The 23,631-nt window shown below is 48.1% G+C and carries 6 protein-coding genes and 1 pseudogene; 2 read left to right on the top strand and 5 right to left on the bottom strand.

Going from position 1 to position 23,631, the window contains the following annotated elements; translation table 11 throughout:
• Positions 1–56 precede the first annotated feature (56 nt).
• Positions 57–1,184, top strand: coding sequence for a PGF-pre-PGF domain-containing protein (locus MA_RS22415; RefSeq protein ID WP_011024174.1), 1,128 nt, complete (start codon positions 57–59; stop codon positions 1,182–1,184).
• 123 nt (positions 1,185–1,307) lie between these two features.
• On the opposite strand, the pseudogene MA_RS22410 reads toward MA_RS22415, so the two are convergent.
• Together MA_RS22410 and MA_RS22400 are read right to left on the bottom strand one after the other, a co-directional pair.
• Positions 1,308–1,609 (bottom strand): annotated as a pseudogene (locus MA_RS22410) (IS4 family transposase); the annotation flags it as partial.
• 273 nt (positions 1,610–1,882) lie between these two features.
• Positions 1,883–7,906 (bottom strand): leucine-rich repeat protein, encoded by a 6,024-nt coding sequence (locus MA_RS22400; protein WP_157860391.1) that lies wholly within the window; start codon positions 7,904–7,906, stop codon positions 1,883–1,885.
• Between the two features lie 205 nt (positions 7,907–8,111).
• On the opposite strand from MA_RS22400, the gene MA_RS27730 reads away from it, so the two are divergent.
• Positions 8,112–8,276, top strand: coding sequence for a hypothetical protein (locus MA_RS27730; protein WP_157860390.1), 165 nt, complete (start codon positions 8,112–8,114; stop codon positions 8,274–8,276).
• Between the two features lie 1,063 nt (positions 8,277–9,339).
• Here MA_RS27730 and MA_RS22395 read toward each other — a convergent pair.
• The 3 genes from MA_RS22395 to MA_RS22385 all read right to left on the bottom strand — a co-directional run bounded on the left by MA_RS22395 (position 9,340) and on the right by MA_RS22385 (position 22,792).
• The gene (locus tag MA_RS22395; RefSeq protein WP_011024172.1) at positions 9,340–15,036 is read right to left on the bottom strand and encodes a PQQ-binding-like beta-propeller repeat protein; all 5,697 of its coding nucleotides are present in this window, start codon (positions 15,034–15,036) and stop codon (positions 9,340–9,342) included.
• A gap of 59 nt (positions 15,037–15,095) precedes the next feature.
• The gene (locus MA_RS22390) at positions 15,096–16,397 is read right to left on the bottom strand and encodes a PQQ-binding-like beta-propeller repeat protein (protein WP_157860389.1); all 1,302 of its coding nucleotides are present in this window, start codon (positions 16,395–16,397) and stop codon (positions 15,096–15,098) included.
• A gap of 1,190 nt (positions 16,398–17,587) precedes the next feature.
• Positions 17,588–22,792 (bottom strand): leucine-rich repeat protein, encoded by a 5,205-nt coding sequence (locus MA_RS22385; protein ID WP_011024170.1) that lies wholly within the window; start codon positions 22,790–22,792, stop codon positions 17,588–17,590.
• Positions 22,793–23,631: the final 839 nt, after the last annotated feature.

Here is a 23,631-nt window from a genome sequence, read left to right as displayed (position 1 = left end):
AAATTATTGTAAAGTTCTGTATGTATTAAGATAAAAAACACTTTGAGGTATATAATATGCTTAAAAAAATTGCAATAATTATGACCATATTTCTCATATCGGTACAGGCTGTATCTGCAGCAGAGGTAGGAGTAGGAGTCAGCCCTGGAAAGATGAGTTTCGAGCTTAATCCCGGGGCTCAGGAAGAACAATTGTTATACGTGATTAATACTGGCAGCGAATCTGCAAGTTATGAAATCAATATCGATAATTCTACATATGAGAGCTGGTTCTCTATATCTCCCTCTTCTTTTACTCTCCAGGCCGGGGAAAACAAAGAAGTAAAAGTAATACTCGCTGTGCCTTCTTCTGCCGAAACTGATGTGGACTGTAAAATTTTGGTTTATCCAACTTCCGGAACTGAAGTGATGACCGGGATACGGGTCCCGGTCCATGTTGATGTGGTTAATTCCAATTCCGGCAGTTCTTCCGGTGGTTCTTCCGGTGGTTCTTCCAGCAGTTCTTCTGGCGGCGGTGGAGGTTCTCCCGAACCCGCCAGTAACGTTAAGGTAAAGGAAATTTCCCAGCAGTTTGTTACAAACGGAAATCATATTAAATTTGAGTTTCCGCAGAACGCCACTCCAGTTACTTATATAGAATTTGATGCCAAAAAGAGTGCAGGAAAAATCACCACTATTGTTGAAGAGTTGAAAGAAAAATCGACGCTAACTCCAACCGAACCCGAAGGAAATATTTATCGGTACCTGAATATCTGGGTAGGAAACGAAGGTTTTGCAACCCCGGAAAACATTGAGAATTCAAGCGTTGGTTTCAAGGTAAGCAAAGCTTGGGTCACAGAAAATGAGATTGATATAGATTCAATCACTCTCCAGCACTTTGATGATGATATATGGAATTCACTTTCGGCTGAAAAAGTGGATGAAGATGATGAATATTTCTATTTCGAGGCTAAAACTTCCGGTTTCTCTCCATTTGCCATAACCGGACAGAAAACTGGATATTCAACTGAAGTCAAAGCAGATGAAGAAGAATCCGGTATTCAAGAAATGGAGACCAGAAATTCTGTTGAAAGTGAAAATGAAGAAGAAAATGATGCGGAAGCCAGTCCCGGATTTTGCTCTATTCTCACAGGAGCGGGAATTATAATTTCTGCTGTAATAATAGTAAAGAGAAAGCGTTTATGATGAAAGTCTCAGTAAAGTATTTCCTGTAAGTGTTTTGAGTAAGAGTTTAATACATTGGTCACAGGTTAAGGATTTCATTCCTTTTCCTCTTACTCTTTTTGGATCAATTCCTCTATTTCTTATTCAAACAATTTCTCTGAACCTTTCTCTTTTTACATGCGGGTCTAACGCTTGACTTTCGTATACATTCATCACAGCTTCAAAATTTTTTTGAGTTATACATCTCTGAAGAATTACTGTAAATATATTTGATGCACTCTCTTCAAATATTGTGCTCCAACGCGACGGTGTGGATTGAGCCATTTTTTTCAGGACGAGCTGTTGAATTTCTAACAAGTATTAAGGGAATAAATTCTTCAGCTAACGATTTGTGTTATGATTGCTGTCCATATTAGAGCCTCAATTACCTGCACATTCTTTGTTTCGTACATTCACACTATGGGTGTAAAATTTACGTCGCAGTTCCCTATGTTTTTGAGATGAGACACCGGAGCCTACTGTTTTTTCCAGGGTACAGTTTTGTGAAATCCGGGGCTGAAAGGGAGACCTCAAGGGAAATCACCGAAACGATGATGATATTCAGGGAAACTTCTAAGAGCTTTTCCGGCTCCATGAGACTCAAAAAGGAAAAAAAGGGAAAAAATAGAAGGGAACATGGGAAAGTTTTCTCCATTTTCCCGTCATCTTTTTTCTTTTTCTTATATCATTGCAAACATATCCACCACATCATCAAAGTCTATCCTTCCATTTCCGTTGAAGTCGAAGTACTCCACCGGCATATTTTCCTCTATCCAGTCCATGTTATGGAAGTACGCCACAATATCCACAAAACTGAACTCGCCGTTCCCAGTAAGGTCTTCATATAGTCCATCTCCATTGAGATCTTTTGGAGCATATTCCTGATCAGGAAGAGGAGAAAGAAGGGTTACTTCAATTTTTCCGGTTAAAAACTCTGGCTCTATAGTTTCTCCTGAATCGTCATCCAGACGGTCAACTCCTATGGATAGATTCGCAGATCCTTTCTCCTTTCCAGAAACCGTAAGAGTTGCAAGCACAACATCTGTTCCTCCTTCCTTTACGGTATCTTCTCCGTCAACAGCCTTCAGGTAGATTGAAGTCCAGGGCAGGGAAGAGTTTTCAGTAATCAAAGCCCAGGTCGGGTACTCGATGTCCACGATCTCGGCAACAGCCGGGTCGTCGATAGCAATGGTCAGGTTGTAGCCCGAAAAGCCTTCAGGGAAATTGCTTGCAACGAGATTTATTTCAGTAGATTCGTTTTCTGCAACTGAGGAACTTTCCGGGTCGAAATAGAGAGTTACAGTTGACCCGGAAGCTTCGGAAACTTCTATGTAATCCGTTTTTAACTCGAAGTCCATGCCAGCGGCATTTTCTACAGTCAGATTTACGGTGTAATTTCCGGCTGCATTATAAGTGTAGCTCGGGTTCTGTTCGCTTGAGTCCACGTTTCCGTCGTTGTCAAAGTCCCATGCCCAGGCAGTAGGTGAACCTGTGGACTGGTCCGTGAAATTCACAGTGAGAGGAGCAGTTCCGGCAATTATATTAGCAGTAAAAGCAGCAATCGGTTCAGGTTCTGCAGGTGTAGAAGATACAATGATGTAATCAGTCTTTAGCTCGGAATCGGTACCGTTTGCATTCGCAACCGTAAGGTTGACAGTGTAAGTACCGGCTGAAGTATATGTATACGAGGGGTTCTGCTCAGTTGAGTCCACAGTTCCGTCGTTATCAAAGTCCCATTCCCAGGTATCCGGAGATCTGGTGGACAGGTCGGTGAAATTCACAATCATAGGGCCGATTCCTGATATCACGTCGGCCTCGAAGTCCGCCACCGGTGCCACTGCCAGCGGGTAACAGGCGACGCCGTTCCACATCGGTGTGGTGAAGCCGGTGGCACCTTCGTAGTAGTACACCACCAGGTCGGGACATCCATCCACCCAGCTGCTGCTCACAGAATCAGGAGCATTGCCCGTGAACATCACCGAGGTAAGGGCGGTGCAGTCGCGGAACATACTGCTGCCGATGCTGGTGACATTGTTTCCTACGGTAACCGAGGTCAGAGCGCTGCAGTCACGGAACACACTGCTGCCGATGCTGGTGACGCTGTCCGGGATGATCACCGAAGTAAGGGTGGTGCAGTCGCGGAACGCATGGCTGCCGATTTCGGTGACACTGTTCGGGATGGTTACCGAGGTCAGAACGCTGCAGTCCTGAAACGCACTACTGCCGACGCTGGTGACATTGTTTCCGATGGTCACCGAGGTAAGATAGGTGCAGCCATAGAACGCATAGGTGCCGATGCTGGTGACGCTGTCCGGGATGGTCACCGAAGTAAGGGCGGTGCAGCCGCGGAACGCATAGGTGCCGATGGTGGTGACATTGTTTCCTATGGTCACCGAGGTCAGGGCGTTGCAGCCGTAGAACGCGCTGTCGCCGATGCTGGTGACTCCGCTGCCGATGGTCACTGTTGTCAGTCCGGAGCAGCTTTGGAACGCGTTGTCACCTATGCTGGTGACGCTGTCCGGTGTGGTCGCCGAGGTGATGTTGGTATTGCTCTTAAACGCACTGGCGCTGATGGTTGTAACAGGCATGCCCTTGATCGTGCTCGGTATGACGACATCGCCGACCGGACCAGTGTAACCGGTTATGGTCACCGAGGTGCCGTCGGAGATATAGGTAAAGTTATCGACCGGTTCGACTATGGTGATGTAGTCGGTCTTGACCTCACTGTCGCTGCCCCAGGGGTTGCTGACATTCAGCCTGACCGAGTAGGTACCGGGTACATTATAGGTATAACCGGGGTTCCTCGCCGTGCTGTCCACCGTGCCGTCATTGCCGAAGTCCCAGGCGAACGTGTTCGCTCCCACGCCCGTATAGGTGAACTCTACCGTGAGCGGTGCGCTGCCATAGACGATGTTCGAGCTGAAATTGCCGGTCGCGGCGACGAGAGCAGGGTAGCACGGAACACCATTCCACAGCGGGGTTGTGAAGCCGGTAGCCCCTTCGTAGTAGTAGACTGCTATATTAGGGCAATTATAATTCCAGTACGTGGCTACCGTCGGCGCGTTGCCCTCGAACACCATGACAATCGGGGCACTGCAGTCGAGGAACGCAAGTCTCCCGATACTGGTGACGCTGTCCGGGATGGTTACAGAACCTGTCTGTCCAGAGGGACATTGTATCAGCGTTGTGATGGCCTTGTTGTACAGGATACCATCGATGCTGGCGTACACACTGTTATCGGTATCGACATCGATTGCGGCCAGAGCAGAGCAACCAGAGAACGCATTCTCACCTATGCTGGTGACTCCGCTGCCGATGGTTACTGCTGTCAGTCCGGAGCAGCCACTGAACGCATAGCTTGGGATGCTGGTGACGCTGTCCGGGATGGTCACTGTTGTCAGTCCGGAGCAGTCGCGGAACGCATAGTAGCCGATGCTGGTTACATTGTTTCCGATGGTCACAGAGGCAAGGGCGGTGCAGTCACGGAACGCACTGGCATCAATGGTGGTGACGCTGTCCGGGATGGTCACGGTTGCCAGTCCGGAGCAGCCGTAGAACGCATAGGTGCCGATGCTGGTGACACCGTCCGGAATGGTCACAGAGGTAAGACCGGTGCAGCCAGAGAACGCAGAGACATCAATGGTGGTGACGCTGTCCGGGATGGTTACAGGATCGGTCTTTCCTGGCGGACATCGTATCAAAGTTGTGATGTCCTTGTTGTACAGGATTCCGTCGATGCTGGCGTACACACTGTTATCGGTATCGACATCGATCGCGGTCAGAGCAGAGCAAGAACTGAACGCATAATCGCCTATGCTGGTGATGCTGTCCGGAATAGCCACAGAGGTAAGACCGGTGCAGCCAGAGAACGCAACCCTTTCAATGGTTGTGACGCTGTTCGGGACGGATACTGGACCGGTCTTTCCTAATGGACATCGTATCAAAGTTGTGGCGTCTTTGCTGTACAAGATTCCGTCGATGCTGGCATACGCACTGTTATCGGTATCAACATCGATCGCAATCAGAGTAGGGCAATCAGAGAACACAAAACTGCTGCTGCTCGTAACCCCGCCGATGCTCGTAACACCGCTGCCGATGGTAACTATTGTCAGTCCGGAGCAGCCGCCGAACGCGCTGTCGCCGATGGTTGTGACGCTGTCCGGGATGGTTACAGTTGTCAGAGCGGAGCAATCCTGGAACGCGCTGGTACCGATAGTAGTGACGCCGCTACCGATTGTCACTGTTGCCAGAGCGGAGCAATCCTGGAACGCGCTGGTGCCGATGGTAGTGACGCCACTACCGATTGTCACTGTTGTCAGAGCGGAGCAATCCTGGAATGCATAATTGCCAATGGTTGTGACGCTGTCGGGGATGTTCACAGTTGTCAGAGCGGAGCAGCTCATGAATGCATTATCGCCAATGGTTGTGACGCTGTCGGGGATGCTCACTGTTGTCAGAGCGGAGCAATCTTGGAACGCGCTGTCGCCGATGGTTGTGACGCTGTTCGGGATGGTTACAGTTGTCGGGGCAGAGCAGCCGTAGAACGCGCTGGCACCGATAGTAGTGACAGGCAGTCCCTCGATCTCCGCGGGTATGATGACAATACCATCCGACCCCGTGTATTCAGTGATGGTGATAGAGCTGCCGTCACTGGTATATGTAAAATCACTGGCATGAGAGGCCTGCTCTTTCACGACGATGTAGTCAGTCTTGACTTCGTCACCGCTTCCTGCAGGATTGCTCACCGTCAGATTGACGGTGTATGTTCCCGCGGTCGTATATGTGTAGCTCGGATTCTGCATCGTACTGTCAATTGTACCGTCATTGTTGAAGTCCCACTGCCAGGAGGTCGGAGAGTTCGTAGACAGGTCAGTGAACTGCACGCTGCATCCTATTAAAGTGGCCACAGGATCAGCTGAGAAATCAGCCATCGGTGGCAAATTTTCCACGGAGGTCAGATTGACCCTGGTGACAGTATCCGAAGCCACCAGGTTAGTGGCTGTCATAGTCACTGTATAGTTACCAGCGGCATTATATGTCCAGGAGGGATTCTGCTCGTACGAGTCGATTATGCCATCGGACTCAAAGTCCCAGGCCCAGCTGACCGGTCCGTTGGTGGTAAGGTCAGTGAACTGCACGGTCAGGGGAGCGGAGCCACTGGTCACATCAACGGAGAAATCGGCTACCGGTGAGTCCGGCAGGGCGGCGACGATGTAATCGGCCTTGGTTTCGGTGCTCGATCCGCCTGTGTTGGATACCGTCAGTGAGACAGTGTATGTGCCGGGGGCCTCGTAGGTGAACGAGGGGTTCTGTAAGGTTGAGTCCACAATCCCATCGTTATTGAAGTCCCAGGCATAGTCAAATATTACGCCAGTGCTCTCGTCATTGAAATGTACCGTAAGCGGTGCGGTCCCGGAGGTCACATCGGGGGTGAAGTTCGCCACTGGTGCACTAACCACACCAACGTTTATGACGCCAACCGCCTCCAGGTCCAATCCGCCTGAACCCCAGGTCACCCAGGCATCATAAATGGGATTGCCCCGGGAGTCCTTGAAGTCCCCGCTGCCCGGAATATCCACGATGCGGACGTAGTTGATGGAGTTAAGGTTCACGCTCCCATTCAGCACTTCGGGTGCCTGCGCAAGGGTGCTCAGGTCGAAGGGCGTACCCCAGGAATCTCCATAAGCATTGACGTGCTTCCCTGCCAGGTTGTATACATCGGTGGGATCTATACTTCCATATCCGCCTACCTCTCCGGAAGTCAGGAATATCGAGGGGAAGCGCGCGAAGACGATGCCGTCAGTGGATACCTCCACATAAGCGAGCTCGGCGAATATTTTCTCCGTGCCTGTGGCGATGAAACCATTTTCAAAAACCGCCAGGTCCGGTCCTTCGCCGTTAGCTATGGGTAAATCGAACCCGAGAGTTACGGATCCAGGTAGTTCGCCTGCATTTATCTGATCTTGATCGAGATCTCCCAGGCTGACGATGTTGAAGTTATCGCCGGTCACCGGACCGAGGGCGAGGCTCGGATTAGAAAATCCTGCCGTGATGCTCTGGTTGGCTGGAGAGTAGTCCACGACCGTGCTGGCCCAGGTTATAAATATAGGGTTCACGGTGCCGCAGTCGGTCTTGCCGTCACCGTTCGGACCTACGAAACCTGGTATTCCCGGATCTGGCGCCCCAGGATTGGTGTTCTCCAGTGCAGTAGAATAAATGTTGAGGATGGTCCCGTTGACGGTCACAGTGTTATCACCTATGGTATTTTCCGTCCATGCAAATTCCTCCTCACTTGCAGATTCACCGGCAACATAGCTTGGTCCGTAGTCATAGGTACCGGATACTGTTCCGTCGGGCACTGTGACACTGTAGGTTATGGTGTCAGTGACGCCGGTGAGGTTGGCTGTGCCGTAAAAATCCAGAAATGTATAATCTTCCTCGGAAGTGTTCCAGATGTAACGTCCACTGTCAACTTCAGTAAGATTCCAGTCTGCAGGAAGGGCTTCATGTATTGCGATGGAATCCTCATCGATGTTGAAAGAAACTGTAAGGGTTACATTGTAGGTATCTCCGTCAGATACTTCTGAGGGAGTGATCGTTCTTGTTATTGTTGCTTCACCGATAGCAACAGCTGGCATGGCCAGCATGGCTATGGAAAGTAAAAGCATTATTGTTGTCAGAACAAAAAACCTTTTTTTTTGCATTTCTATTCCTCTTTTTTCATAGGGTTTCAGCCTGCCTGCGCGGAAATGTCCGGACCCCCGAAGATTTGGTATACGGTTTGCTCGGACAGAATATTGTTTTTGGTTCAAGGATTTTCGGACCTTTGAAGAAAGCAGGAAGCGACTGAATTTTGTTATTCTGTTTTTTTATTCTCACGGATTCTGAGGATTCTGGGATCAGCCGGTTTTGGACTATTTAGCTGTAGAAAGTTCCGGTGGCCTAACAGATAATGATAGCATTTCAAAATCCGGAAAAATGCTGAATATGAAAAACACAGCTCAAATTAAAATTCGTCCTCTAGGCAAAAATGCTTCAATACTTGTCACTATTTTTGATGAAGGGCATACCTGACTTTCAGTTCGTTTAAAACAAATTTCAGGCAGAGCCGTGTATAAAAACAAGTGTTTTTTAGTTTCTTTTTTTGAGATCCTCCTATGTTTTTATGGGGTTGGCGGTTGTTCTGGGCGAAAGAATTGGGCCGCATTTTGTGTATTGTGGGGCTGCCAAATCAGGTTTCGGACCTTTTTGAAGCGTCAGATCAACCGAATTATTAAGGAATTTTCGTATCTTAGCTGGTATCTTAGCTGGATACAATTCCAATATATAGAATAACTTTGTCTAAATATTCCAAGTTTTCCTGAAATATTTTATTTAACTATATTAGATACAATTAAACAGATTGATATTTGTTGCTTCTGAAAATAAAAAACTTTGGCTAATTATTCTTACTCTTATGGGTAACATGCTCTTTCAGAACCCTGAAGAAATGAAGAAAATTTTTCAGATTCTATTCCAGATTTTTTTCACTGGGTACCCGTTTCCCTGTTATTGAGCATGCTCCGGTTTCTGCTGTTGTGGGAAAAAATAAATTATAAAAGTTTTCCGTGCGCTCGTGCAGTTAAATGGGCACTAAGTTTTTGCAGGTTGGAATTCAATTCTTTGTTCCGTACTTCTGTTTCAGCTCAACTTACAGGAGTTTTTCATCGATCTTGGAGATGTTATATCAGCAAGGGCAGCAACAGATCAAAATATTGGAATTGTCACATGCATAAAAAAATACTAATGAATATTGTGTAAAAAGAAAATTAGTTGGATAAAAAATCTATGTGGGCACAAATTGTTAATGCTTAATGACATGGCTTTCAGTTCACCTGCATAAGTCCTCAGATACACAATATTCTGATTTATGCAATAATTGAATCGTTCTCGGTCAGGTTGCCTTTTCTCCGATAAAAAGTCCTGAACTTTCATTCAAAAAAGAAAGGAGGAAACAGCTATATTCTGCTGTCTCCACCGGAAGGTTATTGTCTTTTTTGTTTCCGGAACCAGCATAATCAGCTGGTTATGAGAAGGTTATTCTCTATTTAGTCTTCTTTAATTCTTTTTTCTCTACTTCATTATTTTTTTCTTTCTCTTATATCATTCCAAACATGTCCACAACATCATCAAAGTCTATCCTCCCATTCCCGTTGAAGTCGAAGTACTCCACCGGCATATTTTCCTCTATCCAGTCCATGTTATGGAAGTATGCCACTATATCTACGAAACTGAACTCCCCGTTTCCTGTGAGGTCTTCGTAGAGGCCATCTCCGTCAAGGTCCTTAGGGGCATATTCCTGATCAGGCAGGGGCGACAGAAGGGTCACCTCAATTGTCCCTGCCAGGAGAGCTGGTTCGATAGAGTCTCCGGAATCTTCTTCCAGACGTTTAACCCCTATCGAAAGGTTCGCAGATCCTTTCTCCTTTCCAGAAACCGTGAGAGTAGCAAGCACAACATTTGCTGCTCCTTCCTGAACGGCATCTTCCAGGTCAACAGTCTTCATGTAGATAGAAGAGCCTGGAAGGGTAGAGTTCTGAGTAATCAGAGCCCAGGTCGGGTACTCTATATCAACTATCTCGGCAACAGCCGGGTCGTCGATAGCAACAGTCAGGTTGTAGCCTGAAAGACCTGCAGGGAAATTACTGGCAACGATATTTATTTCAGTAAATTCGTTTTCTGAAACTGAGGAACTTTCCGGATCGAAATAGAGAGTAACGGTTGACCCGGAAGCTTCGGAAACTTCTATGTAATCCGATTTTAACTCAAAGTCAGTCCCTGCAGCATTTTCCACAGTCAGATTTACGGTGTAATTTCCGGCTGCATTATAAGTGTAGCCCGGGTTCTGTTCGCTTGAGTCCACGTTTCCGTCGTTGTCAAAGTCCCATGCCCAGGCAGTAGGTGTACCTGAGGACTGGTCGGTAAAGTTAACTGTTAGAGGAGCAGTGCCGCTAGTTACATCCGCAGTGAAAGCAGCAACCGGTTCTGCAGGCGTAGATGGTTCGGATACTGTGATATAATCGGTCTTTACCTCGGAATCTCTTCCTTCTGCATTTGTAACCGTAAGGTTGGCAGTGTAAGTACCGGCTGAAGTATATGTATACGAGGGGTTCTTCTCAGTTGAGTCCACAGTTCCGTCGTTATCAAAGTCCCACGAATAGGACGAAACAGTGCCTGTTGACTGGTCGGTGAAGTTGACTGTCAACGGTGCATTGCCTGATGTTATGTCTGCAGAGAAGTTGGCAATAGGTGAAGAGAGTGAGTCCTTGAAGGCATAGACTTTCTGGTCCGCTCCTATGCTGAAAAGCATACCGTCCGAAAGTGCCGGGGTCGATCCTGCATGGGGGATGTGCCAGACCACTTCTCCCGTAAAGGCGTCCAGGGCATAGAGGTCATTGTAACTGAAATATCCGCCGCCTTCGGTCCCGACGTAGGCAAGCCCGTCAGCTACCGCAACCGAACATGTCCAGCCTCCTATTCCTCCTTCCTCTCCTGTCAGGGAAGGGGTTTCCCAGACTTTTTCTCCCGTACTTGCGTTGAAACAGTAGGTCTGCACATTGGAAAAGCCTTCGCAGCCTCCGCAAACGTAGACATTTCCATAGGCAAAAGCAGGAGTTGAATCCGTACTTTCGATAGTCTGCTGCCAGATTACGCTGCCGTCAGTGGCGTCCAGGGCAAGAAAGTCACTCGTCCCGTAGAAGTTGTAGGTTGTCAGGTAGAGGACGCCGTCTCTGTAGGCAGGAGACCCGCAGAAGTTCTGTTCGAGATTGATATGCCAGATCGGATCCCCTGTTATTGCATCCACGCAGTAAGCATGTCCCTGATTTAAATCCCCATATTCCCAGCTTGCCAGGTAGAACTTTCCGTCCTCGTATGCCGGTACTGACTGCGCATATCCTTCTGCTTCAAAACTCCAGAGCAGGTATCCTGTGTCCTCGTCAAGACAGTAATAATGGCTTCCGTCCCAGTCGCTGAAGACCACCATACCATCTGCGATAGCCGGTCCACTATTAACCGCCCCCTTGCTTCCAACCGTGTTGTTAAAGCTCCAGAGTTTCTCTCCGGTTTCCGCATTGTAACATCCGAGTTCCGGTCCCGTTGCTGTAAATACCATGCCGTTATCGTAAGCAGGGGAGGCCCACGAACCGTATACTGTTGCCGGGATGGTGGCGTTCCATACCAGTTCCCCTGTAAATTCGTCTAGGGCTGCTAACCGGGAAGTGCTGTCCGTACTGTCCTCCATTCCTGAGCCACCACATATCACGAAGACTTTCCCTTCAGCAATTACGCTAGAAGAACTGCTGATAGCGTCAATATCCTCACTTATCCACTCGGTCCGGTTTGTTTTTGGCCCGCTTTCGGAGTAGCCAAGGTGGTCAATCTTTCCGTGGAACTGGTACCAGGAATCTTCAGGAATGGACTCGTTTTGCTCTTCAACATAATTTGAGTACGGCATCACAAGCGGGTACTGATCGGTTCCTGCACCTGCAGCGTAAGCCGTATCCCCTATTCCGTCTCCATCAGAGTCATTTCCTGTGTAGTCATCGTAGTAATTACCCATGTACCCTGTCAGTTTTTCTCCTTCCCAGAGGTATTCTACGGGTTCGGGGCTCTGGAAGGAGGAACCTGAACCTCCTGAAATATGGCTGCTTGATCCTTCATATTCTCCATTGTTATTGAGGAAGGTGTTCTGGTAGATCCGGTTTCCTCCTGCAGCGTCAAGCACGGCTGCAAAGTCCCAGCAGTTAGAGATGTTATTCTGCCGGAGAGTGTTTTCAGTCCCCTGTAACCATACCCCTTCGGCACAGTCATCTATAAGGTTGTCCTCTATCAGTGCGTTCTTTGCATTGACGTTAATTGCAAAGCACATCTCTTCGGTCCCTGTAATTTCAAAGCCGCTGATCTCGACATCGTCAGCGCTTATGGTTATTCCTGAAGAGCCTGTGAAACCCGAAGCATTCAGGACAGGGTCCCTGATGCCTTTTAGGGTCAGATTCTTGTCGATGGTCAGGACTTCGTGGTACTCCCCGGGATAGACCTTGATGATATCTCCTGAATCGGCTGAATTAATAGCTGCCTGGATAGACCCTCCGCTTTTAACCGGCCAGATGGTTGGGACTTTGACTGCGTAAATGTAATCTTCTACAACTTTGGTGTCCTCTCCATGGTTGTTTTCAACGGTAAGGGTTACGGTGTAGCTGCCCGCGGCAGTATATGTGTGGACCGGGTTTACCTCAGTTGAAGTGTTTCCGTCCCCGAAGTCCCAGAGGAATTTGTTTGCATTAAAGGACATATCTTTGAAGGAAACAGTCAGAGGGAAAGACCCTGTCTGTTTGTCCGAACTGAAGTCTGCCGTTGGGGGAAGGGCTTCTCCCTGCCCGATGCAGTATAGGTACCCGTTATCTGTTCCGTAATAGACCTTTTCGTCGGAAAGAGCTGCACCCTGCAGAGTGTATGCGGAATCCTCAGGAGGGTTGTAGTGCCAGGCAAGGGTCCCGTCAGGGTTCAGACAGTAAATCGAGCCATCCACTATGGCTTCTGTGAAATAGATGTACGGGTTGCCATCTTCGACCGAAATAACAGGTGAAGACTTTATTCCTCCGCTGATCGGAGTCTCCCAGATGATTGCCCCGTCGGAATCGTTCAGGCAGAACATTGACCCGGTCTCGCCGTGTTCTCCATGTCCCACATAGACCCTTCCGTTATACACTACGGGAGTCGAGGTTGAAAACCCTATTGAAGCTGTCCAGCCGGTATCCAGGAACTGGCCTGTATCAGGGTTGAACCCTACTTTGAAGCAGTATCCTGTTTCCTGGCCTCTTTCCGAGGATGTATACAATGCACCATCAGCATAGGTTACCGAACTTCTGAACATCCCGGGGTCGGAAAGTGCAAAAGAGACATCCGAACTCTTACTGAAATCAACCTCATCTACAAAGGTTCCGGTATCTTTTTCGAGACAAACCATCTTGCCTTCGAAGACAGGGTAGACCAGGTAATTTCCGACAACTACCGAGCCGCTCCATATAAAGCCGGAACTGTTTGTGTTTTCGTGTTTCCAGATGAAACTACCGTTGTCGTCGTAGCAATAGTAGTATTTGGTTCCGTTTCCTCCTTTAAGGCCGTCTCCGATGTAGAGCTTATGGTCGTAATAGGTAAGGGGACATTCCAGGCTTCCGTCAGTTATGTGTGTGTTCCAGAGCTCGTTTCCGGTTTCCGGGTCAAGGGCGTAGAGGTCTCCTCCAAGGGTCGGGACAAAGAGTTTTCCGTCTCCCAGGGCAGGAGTTGCTGTCTGTGTTAAACTGCCGCCCATTTCTTTTGACCAGATCAGGTCTCCCGTATCTTTATCAAAGGCCCAGACCGAGGCATTTCCGGCAGTTACGAAAACAGTATTTCCTGAAACCACTGGCGGGGCATTTATGCCTCCGCTCCCGCAGGGTTCCTGCTCCGAAGAAGTAAGGTTCTGCCAGAGGACTTCCGGGTCCCGGGTTGGGGCAGAACTGAAGCCGTACCCGGTGTTGGAGCTGTCTTTCTGGAACTGGGACCAGTCGGAATCAGGGATTTTGAGGCCTGCTTCCATAGTCCTGAGTGTCACGGGGTTTTCAGAATCGTCTTTAAAACTCTCCACGCTTACTGTGAGATTCGAAGTCCCGTAGCCCAGGGATTCGAGGCCTATGGTTGCAAGGGTCACGTTCGAAGCCCCGGCTTCTACCTGCTGGTTAAGGTCGGAAGCTTTGATCTCCACAGACGCTGCCGGAATTTCAGTTGAACTGGTTGTGTCCGCCCATGCAGGGAAGGAAACTCCCGAAATCCGGGCGATCTCGGGATCGGTTACACTTATATTCAGTACGTAAGTAGAGAAACCTTCGGGCAGTTCGTCAGCAAGAAGTTCTATTTCAGCAGTATCTCCAGGGCCTGCCATCACGGTATCCGAAGGTTCAAAAAAGAGTTCAGAGGGAGATTCGGTTATTGTATAATTTTCAAAAGGAGCCATGAGAGGATAGTCGTCCTGGCCGCAATCACCGAGGTCATAGGGAGTATCCCCGATCCCGTCTCCATTGGCATCAACTCCCGTATACTTATCCCAGTAATTTCCCATGTAGCCTGTAAAGGTCTTGCCTTTGTAAGTATACGCCAGGGGTTCGGGAGAATGCCAGTAAACGGGATTAGGCATATTTTCCATTCCTTTTTCATAAACATCTTGTGTATTATTCTGGAAATTGTTTAGGTAGATCCTATTATCAGCTATTCCATTGTAAACACCAGCGCTTCCATTGTAGAAACGAATGCCTCTGTCTGCATTATCTTTAATTTGATTGAATACTAAAGTATTGTTCGAACCACCATTATAAAAATCAATAAAAGGACGTGTTTGTTTCCCACTAAATTCACAGTTTTTGATAATGCAATCAGAAGAGTAACGCAGGTTCAGGTCTGCTTTTTTGTCAGCATTCGGTATAAAAGTAATATTACTTATTGTAGAATTATTTGTTATACTTCCGGCAGTCCCCATATAAAATGTATCTCCCAGATCAAAAGTCACAGTAGAGTAATTTTCTCCTTCTAAGACAATATCATCATATCGAAAAGAACAGAAATAAATTCCCAATTCATTCCGTGTATAAGTTCCGGCATGGAAAAAGAGCGTATCTCCAGACTGAGTCTGATTCTGCAGGATATCGTATGCTGTTCCGGAAGGATCATCCGGGTAGAGATCATATGTCGTTGCGGATGCAGGCATAATGAGCAGAAAGCCTGCAAAAAAAAGGAGCAGAAGGTATTTTGTCAAATTCATAGTGTATACCTCAAAAAATAAAAGAAGGGAGTATTAAAGTAAATACAACCCCTGGAAATTTATGCAGTATATACTTCATACAAATAGCCATTGTCATTTCCAAAGAACGCAGAACCACCTGAAATTGCAGGACCCTGCAATGTGTATGTCGCGTCGTCAGGTGTAAAGGTCCACTGGAGATCCGCAGATGTTTGTCCAGTTTCATCTCTCAGACAGTATAAGCTACCGCTTGGTCCGTTATTTGTGAAATAAATATAAACCTCACCATCTCCATTATCATAGTATGTGGAAATTGCGGGAGAACCCTGTATTCCACCTGTGGAGCCGGTATATACCCAGATTTGATCCAGGGTGTCGGCGTTCAGACAGTAGAGTTTGGCTCCTTGCGCCCAGCCTCCGGCTCCGACATATACTCTTCCGTTATAGACCGCCGGGGTGGAGGTGTAGCCTATATTGTTGTAATCTTTATCATCGGGAACGAAGTTACCTGTGGTTGCGTTAAAGCCAACATAACAGGTATGGCTTCCTGATCTTGTTGCGAAGTAGATACGACCTTCTTCTTCGGAGTAGCAGATGGAAGACCTGATTTTACCACTGACACCGTATAAGCCAGAAACGTTTATCTCATCTTGTTTCCAGACAACTCCGTCGGTTACATTGTTCCACTCCACGGAAACTACATGGCCTGCGTCATCACCGTAGATCACATAGTTGCCTGCAACAGCCGCTCCTGCCCAGTAATAACCTGAAGAGGTCTCGCTGGGGCGCTTCCATATAAATTGACCTGTACTTGCATCGAAGCAATAGTAGTCACCTGCGTTAGTAGTGGAGATAGTATCCACGTTGGCGGTTCCGAAGAAGATCCTGTCATTGGAATATGTTATTGGGGTATTTGTCTGGTAGGTCCCGAGACTGGTGTTTGACCATTTTACGGAACCATTACAGGTGTAAAGGGCATGGGTCTCAGTATGCGTGCTTGCATTCCCTCTTGAGAGTGCCACGTAAAGCGTCCCATCGTTGTAAGCTGGAGTTGAAAGTTCAAAGCCCCCGGTTCCTTGAATCTCTTCGTTCTTCCAGGCTAGTGTCCAGTTGTTCAGGTAATAAGCGGAGACGTCCCCGCTTGCGGCGACTTCATAAACCTTTCCATCTCCTGTCACCGGAGCGGCATCAAGTGCCGCATTAATATCAACTGACCGGTTGGCGAGATCCTCTTCTTCAATAGGTGCCGTATCGGCTGTAACCCCACTATTATTTTTATCATTCTGGAACTGTGCCCAGTCCGAGCCCAGCGCCGGCTGAGCAGCCGCCACCAGGAGCAAGGTTAGACAAATCATGAATATTGTCAGTGTGTATTTATTCATATTTTCGTATCTCCTATTTTTCATAAAGATTCGACCGGCCTGCGCGGAAATGTGTGATCCCCTGAAGATTTGAAAAGTTATTTTTATCGAAAGAGGATTTTTTAGTTGAGGATTTTTCGGCCTTTTGAAGAGAGCAGGACCCGGCGAATTTTGTTTTTCTTTTTTATTCATCTGGATTTTAGAGGTCAGCCGGTTTTGAAGCCCATTTTCGGGTGCTTCCGGCGACCAGGTGGAAGATTATAGCATTTCAAAATCCAAAAAATGCCGAATCTGAAAAACACGGCTCTAATTAAAAATTCAAAATATAGTCTTCAAACAAAAGTCTGGCAGTGTACCAATTTTTCTAAATAATTACAAATTTTAGAATTTCATTAAGTCAAAAATTCAAGACCCGTAGATTAGTTCTACATACCGTGTCCAAAAAATCGACTTTAAATTACAGCAAATTCGCGATACTGCCAAAATCTAATAGGACTTACGCAATTGAATTAAAAACCACGAGCGAGAAAGACTTAACTGTATAAACTCAAATAATATTGACGAGTTTGCTTGTGCCTGATTTTGCATTTCAAGTCGTAAGTCCTATCTAATATATTCATCTAGATTTTTGCTGAAAGACATGCCTGACTTTCCGGAATTCAGGAATAAATTCAGGCATAGAACCGTGTAAAGAAAAATAAGTGCTCAGTTTCTGATCTTTTTGAAGACCTCCTGTGTTTTTATAGGGGTTTGTCGGTTGGTCTGAGCGAAAGAGTCTGTCTGCATTTCGAATTCTATATTGCAGTGAGGATAAGGTTTCGGACCTTTTTGAAGTGTCAGAACAACTGGGGTTTTAAAAGTTTATCCGGAACATATGCTGCGGAAATTTTGATATTTCCTGAAATAATTGATTGAACTAATTGTATCTGATTGAACTAATTGATTATTTTGCCTTTTACAGATAAAAATCTTTGGCTAATTATTATTGACCCTTTGGATAACAACTTCCTATTTGAATATTTTTATATAAATCCCGAATTTTAATTCAAAAAAGAAGGGAGGAAAACAGCCCTATTCGGCTGCCTCCGCCCAGAAGGTTATTGTCCCTTTTTTGTTTCCGGAACCGCATAATCAGCTGGTTATGAGAAAGTTTTTCTCTATTTTGCCTTCTTTCATTCCTTTTTCTCTACTTCATTATTTTTTTCTTTTTCTTATATCATTGCAAACATATCCACAACATCATCAAAGTCTATCCTTCCGTTACCATTGAAGTCGAAATACTCCACCGGCATATTTGCCTCTATCCAGTCCATGTTGTGGAAGTACGCCACTATGTCTACGAAACTGAACTCCCCTTTTCCGGTGAGGTCTTCATAGAGTCCGTCTCCGTCAAGGTCTTTTGGAGCATATTCCTGATCTGGCAGGGGCGACAGAAGGGTCACTTCAATTTTTCCGGTCAATAACTCTGGCTCTATAGCTTCTCCCAAATCGTCATCCAGGCGGTCAACTCCTATAGAAAGGTTCGCTGATCCTGATTCTTTTCCAGAAACCGTGAGAGTTGCAAGTACAACATCTGCTGTCCCTTCCTTAACGACGTCTTCCAGGTCAACAGCCTTCAGGTAGATCGAAGTCCCTGGAAGGGTGGAGTTCCCAGTGATCAGAGTCCAGGAGGGATACTCGATATCAATTATCTCGGCAACAGCCGGGTCGTCAAAAGCAACGGTCAGGTTGTAGCCTGAGAACCCTGCAGGGAAATTACTGGCAAGGACACTTATTTCAGTAGATTCGTTTTCTGAAACTGAGGAACTTTCAGGGTCGAAATAGAGAGTAATCGTTGACCCGGAAGCTTCGGAAACTTCTATGTAATCCGTTTTTAACTCAAAGTCAGAACCAGCTTCACTTTCCACAGTCAGATTTACGGTGTAATTTCCGGCTGCATTATAAGTGTAGCTCGGGTTCTGCTCTGTAGAGTCCACGTTTCCGTCGTTGTCAAAGTCCCATGCCCAGGCAGTAGGTGAACCTGTGGACTGGTCCGTGAAATTCACAGTGAGAGGAGCAGTTCCGGCAATTATATTAGCAGTAAAAGCAGCAACGGGTTCTGTAGGCGTGGATGATTCGGATACAGTGATATAGTCTGTTTTTACCTCGGAATCGGTCCCGTTTGCATTTGCAACCGTAAGGTTGACAGTGTAATTTCCGGCTGAAGCATAGGTATGCGAGGGATTCTGCTCTGTTGAATCCACAGTTCCGTCGTTATTAAAGTCCCATTCCCACGTATCCGGCGATCTGGTGGACAGGTCGGTGAAATTCACAATCATAGGTCCGATTCCTGATGTCACGTCGGCCTCGAAGTCCGCCACCGGGGCCGCTGTCAGCGGGTAACAGGCGACGCCGTTCCACGTCGGTGTGGTGAAGCCGGTAGCGCCTTCGTAGTAGTACACCACCAGGTCGGTGCATCCATTTGCCCAGTTGAGGCCGACCGTCGGCGCATTGCCCATGAACTTCATCGAGGTCAGAGCAGTGCAGCCGTAGAACGCACTGGCACCAATGTTGGTGACACTGTCCGGGATGGTCACAGAGGTCAGAGCAGTGCAGCCGTAGAACATACTGGCACTGATGTAGGTAGCGCCGTCCGGAATGGTCACAGAGGTCAGGGCGGTGCAGCCTTTGAAAGCATACGGCTGGATGACTGTCACGTTGCCCATATCGATCGAGGTAAGGGCGCTGCAGTCTTGGAATGCGTACATTCCGATCCTGCGGACGCCGTCGCTGAGGGTGACCGAGTTCAGATTAGTGCAGCCTTCGAAAGCGTTGTTACCTATGGAGTCTACACTGCCCGGTATGGTCACAGAAGTAAGGGAGGTGCATCTGCGGAACGCGTACGCACCGATATTGGTGACGTTGCCCATATCGACTGATGCCAGGTTGGGGCAGTCGTCGAATGCGGATGAGCCTATGGCGATCACACTGTTCGGTATCGTGATCGAGGTCAGGCCATCACATGCATAGAACGCACTGCCGCCTATGCTGGTGACACCGTCGCCGATGGTTACCGAAGTCAGATTGGTGCAGCAGTAGAACGCTTGAAAGCCTATGCTGGTTGCGCCGTTGCCCGATATGTTCACCGAGGTAAGGGCGCTACAGCCACTGAACGAGTTGCTGCCCCAACTGGTCACGCTGTTTGGTATCGTGACCGAAGTCAGGCCGCTGTGCTCGAAGGCGTTGAGTCCGATACTTGTCACGCTGTCCGGTATGGTGACCGATGTCAGGGCGGTGCAGCCGTAGAACGCGTATGCGCCTATGCTGGTTACGCTGTCCGGAATGACGAACGAACCGCTCTTTCCTTCCGGGCAGAACACGAGAGTTGTTCCGGCCTTATCGTACACGACACCGTCTATGCTGGAGTACGCGGTGTTAGTAGCATCGACAGAGACCTCAGTCAGGGCGGTGCAACCGTGGAATGCGATTTTTGCATTGGCGCCGATGCTTGTCACGCCGCTACCGATCATGACCGAGGTCAGGTTGGTGCAGCCGTTGAATGCGCTCTTCCCGATGGTGGTCACGTTATTCGGTATCATGGCGGAGGTCAGATTAGTGCAGCCGTTGAATGCGTTCTCCCCGATGGTGAGGAGCCCGGTTCCGAATGTCGCTGATGTCAGGGCGCTGCAGTCTTGGAAAGCACAGATACCAATTTCGGTGACTCTGTCCGGTATGGTTATAGAGGTCAGGGCAGTGCAGCCGTTGAACGCCTGATCGCCGATGGTGGTGACACTGTTTCCGATGGTCACAGAGGTCAGACCGGCGCAGCCGTAGAACGCATAGCTACTGATGCTGGTTACGCTGTCCGGGATAACCAGTGAACCGGCCTTAGCAGAAGGGAACAGCACCACAGCGGTGACATCTTTATTGTACACAATTCCATCAATGCTGGTATACACAGTATTGTTGGCATCGACGTTTATAGCATTCAAAGCAGTGCAACTCTGGAACACATTGCTGCCTATGCTGGTGAGCCCACTGCCAAATGTCACCGATGTCAGGGCGCTGCAGTCTTGGAACACAAAGTTGCCTATGCTGATCACACTGTTTGGTAGGGTGATCGAAGTCAGATTGGTGCAGCCGGAGAACGCAAAGTCGTTGATGGTGGTGACACTGTCCGGTATGGTCACAGAAGCCAGACCTGTGCAGCCGTTGAACGCACTGCTGCCGATGGTGGTGACATTATTTCCTATGGTCATCGAGGTCAGGTTGGTGCACCAGTGGAATGCGTCGTTGCCGATTTCGGTAACATTGTCCGGTATGGTCACAGAGGCCATGTTGGTGCACTGGTAGAACACACCCACCCCTATGCCGGTGACGCCGCTGCCGATGGTGGCCGAGGTCAGAGCAGTGCAACCGCGGAACGCATACCTGTCTATGCTGGTCACACTGTCCGGTATCGTGATCGAGGTCAGGGCGGTACAGCCTTCGAACGCGTATGCACCTATGCTGGTTATGCTGTCAGGAAGGACCACCGACGTCAGGTTGGTGCAATCGCGGAACGCATACTTGCCTATGCTGGTTACGCTATCAGATATGGTGATCGAGGTCAGGTGATCACACCTGTAGAAGGTCTTGTCAGGGATGCTGCTGGTGCCGTTGCCAATCGTGACCGAAGTCAGACCGGTGCAGTCCTGGAACACGGAGCTGCCCATGCTGGTTACGCTGTCAGGAAGGACCACCGAGGTCAGACCGGTGCTTTGGAACGCACTTGAACCGATTTCGGTGATGCTGTCACCGAAGGTGACCGAGGTCAGATTGGTGCAGCCCTGGAACGCGTTGTTGCCTATGCCGGTCACATTATCGGGTAGGGTGACCGAGGTCATATTGGAATAACCCATGAACACGCTGTCATCGATGGCAGTGACAGGGAGACCTTCAATCTCACCGGGTATGATTACGTCGCCACCAGGCCCGGAATAGCCAGTTATGGTTACGGATGAACCGCTGCCGGTATAGGTATAGTAATTCGCAGCGGGCGTATTCACGGTGATGTATGCTGTCTTGACCCACTCATCGCTTCCTTCACTATATGTGACATTCAGCCTGACAGCATAGGTGCCCGGCGTTTCGTATGTATGCATCGGGTTTTGTTCCGTCGAGTCCACATCTCCGTTGTTATCGAAGTCCCAGGCCCATGAGGTGGTGCCGTCGTTCAGGTCGGTGAACTGCACCGTCAGGGGGGTGTCACCACTCGTAGGAGAGGCGGAGAATCCATCCGACGCTTTCTGCTGGGAGTTGATCACGCCCACGGCATCGAGGTCAAATCCACCGGTACCCCAGGTCAGCCATGCATCATAGATTGGATTGCCCAGAGAGTCCTTGAAGTCCCCGGTGCCGGGGACATCTACTATCCGTACGTAGTTGATGTTATCCAGGTCCACCGCACCGCTGAGCACTTCCGACGACTGGGCAAGGTCGCTCAGGTCGAAGGGGGTGCCCCACATAGCGGCATGCTTCCCCGCCAGATTATATATGTCAGTGGAATAAAAAGTTCCATAACCTCCCGTTGCTTCGCTGGTCAGGGAGACGGACGGGAAGCGTGCGAAGGTGACGCCGTTGGTTGACACTTCAACGTACCCGAGTTCGCCAAAAATCCCGTCGTTTGTACCGAACCCGTTCTCGAAGACTGCAAAGTCGTGACCGTCGCCGTTAACAATCGTCACGTTGAAGCCCAGAGTTATAGAGCCGGGATCAATACCTGAATCTATCATCTCTTGACTAAGATCACCCAGGCATACAACTGCGAAAGTGCCCTCGGGGATGCCGAGGGATGAATTAGGATTGGCGAAACCACCATCAATCTCCTGAGGGCTCGGTGAGTAATCGATCACCTTGGAAGCCCATGTGGTGAACCGGGTGGAATTGGCCGGTATGGCAGGATCAGGCGCCCCGGGATTGGTATTTTCCATTGCTGTAGAATAAATGCTGAGGATGGTCGCGTCGATGGTCACAGTGCCATCACCTGTGGTATTTACCGTCCATGCAAATTCCTCCTCACTTGCAGATTCGCCTGCAACATAGCTTGGTCCGTAGTCATAGGTACCGGATACTGTTCCTTCGGGCACTGTGACACTGTAGGTTATGGTGTCAGTGACTCCGGTGAGGTTGACTGTGCCGTAAAAATCCAGGAATGTATAATCTTCCTCGGAAGTGTTCCAGATGTAGCGTCCACTGTCAACTTCAGTAAGATTCCAGTCTGCAGGAAGGGCTTCACGTATTACGATGGAATCCTCGTCAGTATTGAAGGAAACTGTAAGGGTTACATTGTAGGTATCTCCGTCAGATACTTCTGAGGGAGTAATCGTTCTTGTTATTGTTGCTTCACCGGTAGCAACAGCTGGCATGGCCAGCATTGCTATGGAAAGTAAAAGCATTACTGTTGTCAGAACAAAAAACCTTTTTTTTTGCATTTCTATTCCTCTTTTTTCATAGGGTTTCAGCCTGCCTGCGCGGAAATATCCGGACCCCCGAAGATTTGATCATCGGTTTGCTCGGACAGAAAATTGTTTTTGGTTCAAGGATTTTCGGACCTTTGAAGAAAGCAGGAAATGACTGAATTTTGTTATTCTGTTTTTTTATTCTCCCGGATTTTGAGGATTCTGGGATCAGCCGGTTTTGAACTACTTAGAGCCTATCCGAAAAGTCGATAATGGCATGTTGCAAAGATTACGAGAAGGATATACTATCTGGGTTCCGTTCCGGTTGCTTATTGCCCAATGTAAAAGTTATAGCAAACTGCAGCACTTTTCGGATAGGTTCTTAGTTGTAGAAAGTTCCGGTGACCTAACAGATAATGATAGCATTTCAAAATCCGGAAAAATGCCGAATATGAAAAACACGGCTCGAACCAAAATTCGCCCTTTAAGTAAAAATGCTTCAATACTTGTCAAGATCTTTGATGAAGGGCACACCTAATGGTGAAGGGCATACCTGACTTTCAGTTCGTTTAAAACAAATTTCAGGCAGAGCCGTGTATAAAAACAAGTGTTTTTAGTCTCTTTTTTTGAGATCCTCCTATGTTTTTATGGGGTTGGCGGTTGTTCTGGGCGAAAGAATCGGACCATATTTGGTGTATGGTGGGGTTACCGGATCAGGTTTCGGACCTTTTTGAAGCGTCAGACCAACCGAATTATTAAGGAATTTTCGTATCTTAGCTGGATACAAATTCGCAATATATGGAATGATTTTGTCTAAATGTTCCAAGTTTTTCAGA

It is taken from the genome of Methanosarcina acetivorans C2A, from assembly GCF_000007345.1.
Classification (GTDB): domain Archaea; phylum Halobacteriota; class Methanosarcinia; order Methanosarcinales; family Methanosarcinaceae; genus Methanosarcina; species Methanosarcina acetivorans.
The sequence above is the reverse complement of the archived record's forward strand: the minus strand, read 5'-3'. Positions and strand labels throughout refer to the sequence as shown.